General features: G+C 69.8%; 4 protein-coding genes. 2 read left to right on the forward strand and 2 right to left on the reverse strand.

What is annotated here, in order from left to right; genetic code table 11:
* Positions 1 to 386 precede the first annotated feature (386 nt).
* The gene (locus U9980_RS21865; RefSeq protein WP_322769640.1) at positions 387 to 1106 is read right to left on the reverse strand and encodes an SDR family NAD(P)-dependent oxidoreductase; all 720 of its coding nucleotides are present in this window, start codon (positions 1104 to 1106) and stop codon (positions 387 to 389) included.
* A 142-nt stretch (positions 1107 to 1248) separates the two neighbouring features.
* Between U9980_RS21865 and U9980_RS21870 the strand changes: the two genes are divergently transcribed.
* Positions 1249 to 2196 (forward strand): AraC family transcriptional regulator, encoded by a 948-nt coding sequence (locus U9980_RS21870; RefSeq protein ID WP_322751945.1) that lies wholly within the window; start codon positions 1249 to 1251, stop codon positions 2194 to 2196.
* A gap of 191 nt (positions 2197 to 2387) precedes the next feature.
* Here the strand turns inward: U9980_RS21870 and U9980_RS21875 are convergent, their stop codons facing one another.
* Positions 2388 to 3197, reverse strand: coding sequence for an AraC family transcriptional regulator (locus U9980_RS21875; RefSeq protein ID WP_322769641.1), 810 nt, complete (start codon positions 3195 to 3197; stop codon positions 2388 to 2390).
* 176 nt (positions 3198 to 3373) lie between these two features.
* On the opposite strand from U9980_RS21875, the gene U9980_RS21880 reads away from it, so the two are divergent.
* Complete coding sequence (locus tag U9980_RS21880) at positions 3374 to 3922, forward strand: TIGR03086 family metal-binding protein (RefSeq protein ID WP_322769642.1); 549 nt, start codon at positions 3374 to 3376, stop codon at positions 3920 to 3922.
* Positions 3923 to 4026: the final 104 nt, after the last annotated feature.

A 4026-nucleotide genomic window follows, 5' to 3' on the forward strand; every position in this document is an offset into this window, starting at 1 on the left:
CGGCCAACTCGCCCCGCGTCACCGGGCCAGCCGGCTCCGGAACTACCAGATGCGCAGAACGTGTGTTCGGCTCGGTGGATGATGTTGCCGGCCGGGCGCTCACTGGGCGTCGTCCCTGGTCAGGACCCGGGTGGCGACCGGCCGGATGGTGATCTCAGGACCTTCGATAAAGATCGAACGGTTCTTGTTCTGGTGCGTTAGGTCCATATTCGATCACGAATGTAACCTGCGGTGATCTGTGCGGCCAGCCAGCCTCCGCCCCAACGAGGCATTGGTCTCAGTAACCGGCCGCACCGGGCTCAACATAGAGGGCTACCTTCTTTGACGGGGCGAGTCCGTATTCTCCAACGGACCGCGTTCGCGGGCCCGGGAGGCCCGGGAGAGACTCAGCTTGCCAGCATCTGCTCGAGTCGCAGCGGGTCGGTAACGTAGACCGTGCCGGCGTGGGCGGATGTGTCGTCGGGCCAGACCACCGTCTCACCGGCCGCAATGCCGGCTACAATGCGCCCGGCGACAATCTCGGGGGCAGCCTTGTCCGCTTCGATACCGGCGAGCATGTCGGTGTCGATCCCACCCGGGTAGGCGCCGATGACCTCAATACCCCGGCCGCGCAACTCCGCGCGCAGCGCCTGCGTGATCGAGTGTGCGGCGGCCTTCGACGCACAGTACCCGGCCATCGGTAGGACCGGGGCAAGCGCGATCAAGGTCAGCACGTTGGCGACTGCAGCGGGTGCATTCGCCGCCAGTACAGGGACGAACGCCCGGGTGACCCGCAGGGTGCCGACGTAGTTCGTGGTCATGTCACGGCCAAACAGGTCGAGGTCGCCGTCCAGGGCGCTGCCGAAGCCGAGCACACCCGCGTTGTTGACCAGAAGGGTGACGTCGGTGGCCGCCTTGGCGGCGGCATCCACACTGGCCTGATCGGTGATGTCCAGAGCCAGGGTGCGCACCCGCGGGTCAGAGCACACCTGCGGGTCGATGGTGTGGGGGTTACGGGCGGTGGCGTAGACCCGGCTCGCTCCGGCGCCAAGCAGTTCGGTCACCAGGCGGGCGCCAAGCCCGCGGTTGGCGCCAGTGACAAGGGCGGTGCTGCCTGCAATGTTCATCGGTTGCTCTCCTGCCGGGGATGTGGGCGACAGATCAACCGTATGGAGCGTGACGATGGCCAGTCGATGACGATCGGTCTCGATTCTTTGTCTATCCGTCTCATCGAGATCAGCCCCGCACACGGATCGCTAGGCTCCGAGTGTGGATCTGCTGGCCGAAGTGCTGGCCGTTGCCGGCGTGCGGGGCACGGTCGCGGCGACCGTATACGCGGGTGACCCGTGGGGGCTGCACCTGTTCGCGATACCCGGAGCGGCGTTCCATGCGATCACCGCCGGGACGGCTTGGCTACGGGTGCCCGACCGGCCCTCCGTGCAGCTCATGCCCGGCGACGTGGTCCTGCTGCCCACGGGGACCGCGCACGGTCTGTCGGGCGACCGCACCGGACCCCTCGAACCCTTCGACCACGCCGCCGCCCACCGGGCGCGGGTTGCCGGCGGCCGGCTCGACATCGGCACCCAGCCGGCGCGGACACGGATACTGTGCGCCTCCTACCGGCACGACCCCGCTGTCACCACACCCCTGCTTACCCTGCTCCCCGACGTAGTGCACATACCGGCAGGCTCGGACAACGCGCCGCTCGACGACACCGTCCGGCTCCTGTCGAGCGAGTTGACGCACCCGCAACTCGCCGCAGCCACAGTGCTCAACCGACTCGTCGACGTGCTGCTCATCCACCTCCTGCGGGCCTGGCTCCAGGCCGAACCCCCGCCCCCTTCCGTGTCGTGGCTACGTGCCCTGAGCGACCCTGTGATCGCGGCTGCCCTCACGGCGATGCACACCGACCCAGCCCACGCCTGGACCATCGCCTCCCTCGCCGACCACGTCGCTGTGTCCCGCGCGACGCTGGCCCGCCGGTTCCCCGTCCTCGTCGGTGACACCCCCGCCGCCTATCTCACCCGCTGGCGAATGGACCTGGCCGCGCGCCGGCTACGCGACACCGACGACCCGATCGACGTCATCGCCCGCGCCGTTGGCTACACCTCCGAGTACGCCTTCTCCCGGGCCTTCTCCCGGGCCCGTTCCCAACCCCCAGGCCGCTACCGCGTCCATAGCCGCATCGCCGCGGCCAACACCTTGCGATCGGTGTAGAGGGCATACCGCAGCGCCGCCCGGATGTGGGAATGGCGGAACCGGCGCTGGGCGCAGCGCGATCCATCCCTCCTGCGCCGTCATTTGGCCGAGCGGTAGGTCGCCGGGCTGTGGTGGCTGGACAATCGGGTCGTCGGCCCACGTTGTCGGAGACGGCCGCCACGCCCACCTGGTCTTCTTCCGGACGCGTCTCACCCGGCGCGGCAGGCGCGGGCGTAGCGCGACGGGGGCAGACCGACGATCGCGGAGAACTCCCGCGTGAGGTGTGCCTGGTCGCTGTAGCCGAGTTCGGCGGCGAGGTCGGCCCAGTCGACGTCAGCGCCGCGAGCGCGTTCGGCGGCCTCGTAAAAGCGGTAGCGGCGGATCGTCGCCTTCGGACCTATTCCGACGTGGTCAGCGAAGCGGCGTTGGAGCTGGCGGGGAGTCAGAGCACACAGTGCGGCCAGGGCATCGACCCGGACGAAGGTCGGATCAGCCGCGACCTTTTCGACCAGGGCGCTCGTCGCCTCGGACTCCCACACCTGCGACGGCATCTGCGAGTCCAGGAAGCGGTCGGCGGTCGCGGCCATCCCGACTGGATCCGCCGCGGCGGTCACCTCGTGTGCCAGTAAGGCCACGGCGTCCGCGCCGAACACGTCGGCGAACGGCAGCGTCCGGTCTCGCAGCTTCGCCATCGAACCGCCCGCGAAGGGCCGGAACCCGGCTGGCCGGAACATGATCCCGAGTGCCCGGCCGGCGCCGGACAGCGTCCGGGCACCGATGCGGGTGGTCACGCCGTGCACGGTGAACGCGCCGTCGGCGAGTACCGCGTTGACGACGGGATGGGCGAAGACGCGCTGGGTGAACGGGTCCTGCCCGGTGAGGTCCCAGGTGGCGACCCAGTAGCGGTCGACGAAGCGGGCGACCTGCGCCGAGGGCGGATACCGGTCGAGACGGAACCGGGTGAGCCCCACGTCGGGTGCGATGATCCCCCGAGCGTCGCGTTCCACCGGCCGCACCATCGGTTGCACCTCGCCCACGCTAGACATCCACGGCCTTCGGCGGTACAGCATGTCTCGGCGGTACAGCGGGCTTCGGCGCTACCGCGTCGCGTTTGTTCAAGACTCGCGGACATGCGCTCGGGAACGCTGGAGCCGCGTGCCGGGAACACGCCGTTACCGAGGGATGAGAGGACACCATGAGCGACACCGCTGACCGGTACCGCCGCCTGGCCGGCGCCTTCACCGAGACGGTCGCTGCCGTACCCGCCGACCGCTGGGAGAGCCCGTCGCCGTGCGAAGGGTGGACGGCGCGCGACGTCGTCCGGCACGTGGTCGACACCCACGGTATGTTCCTCGGCCTCGTCGGCCGCGAGTTGGGCGACATCGCGTCGGTCGACGACGACCCCCTCGCCGCGTGGCGTGCGGCGCGGGACGCCATCCAGGCCGACCTCGACGATCCGGCGCGTGCCGGCGCCACCTTCCAGGGCTGGCGCGGTCCGAGTACCTTCGCCGAGGCGATCGACCGCTTCATCTGCTTCGACCAGGTGGTCCACCGGTGGGACCTCGCCCGCGCGACCGGCCTCGACGAACGGATGGACCCGGCCGAGGTGCGGCTGGCGTTCGAGCTGGTGCCGTACTTCGGCGACGACCTGCGTAGACCCGACGTCTGTGGCCCCGCCCTCCAACCGCCACCCGGCGCAGACGAGCAGACACGCCTGCTCGCCGTGCTCGGCCGCCGTGCCTGACGAGCACGTGGGCTGGTCCCGATGGAAATCAGCCGGAACGACGGATCTGCGCACCGCACGAGAACCGGATGGCGCCGCGCCCATCGGAATTACGCCGCTCGCCC

It is taken from the genome of Protofrankia sp. Cr1, from assembly GCF_963555865.1.
Lineage (GTDB): Bacteria > Actinomycetota > Actinomycetes > Frankiales > Frankiaceae > Protofrankia.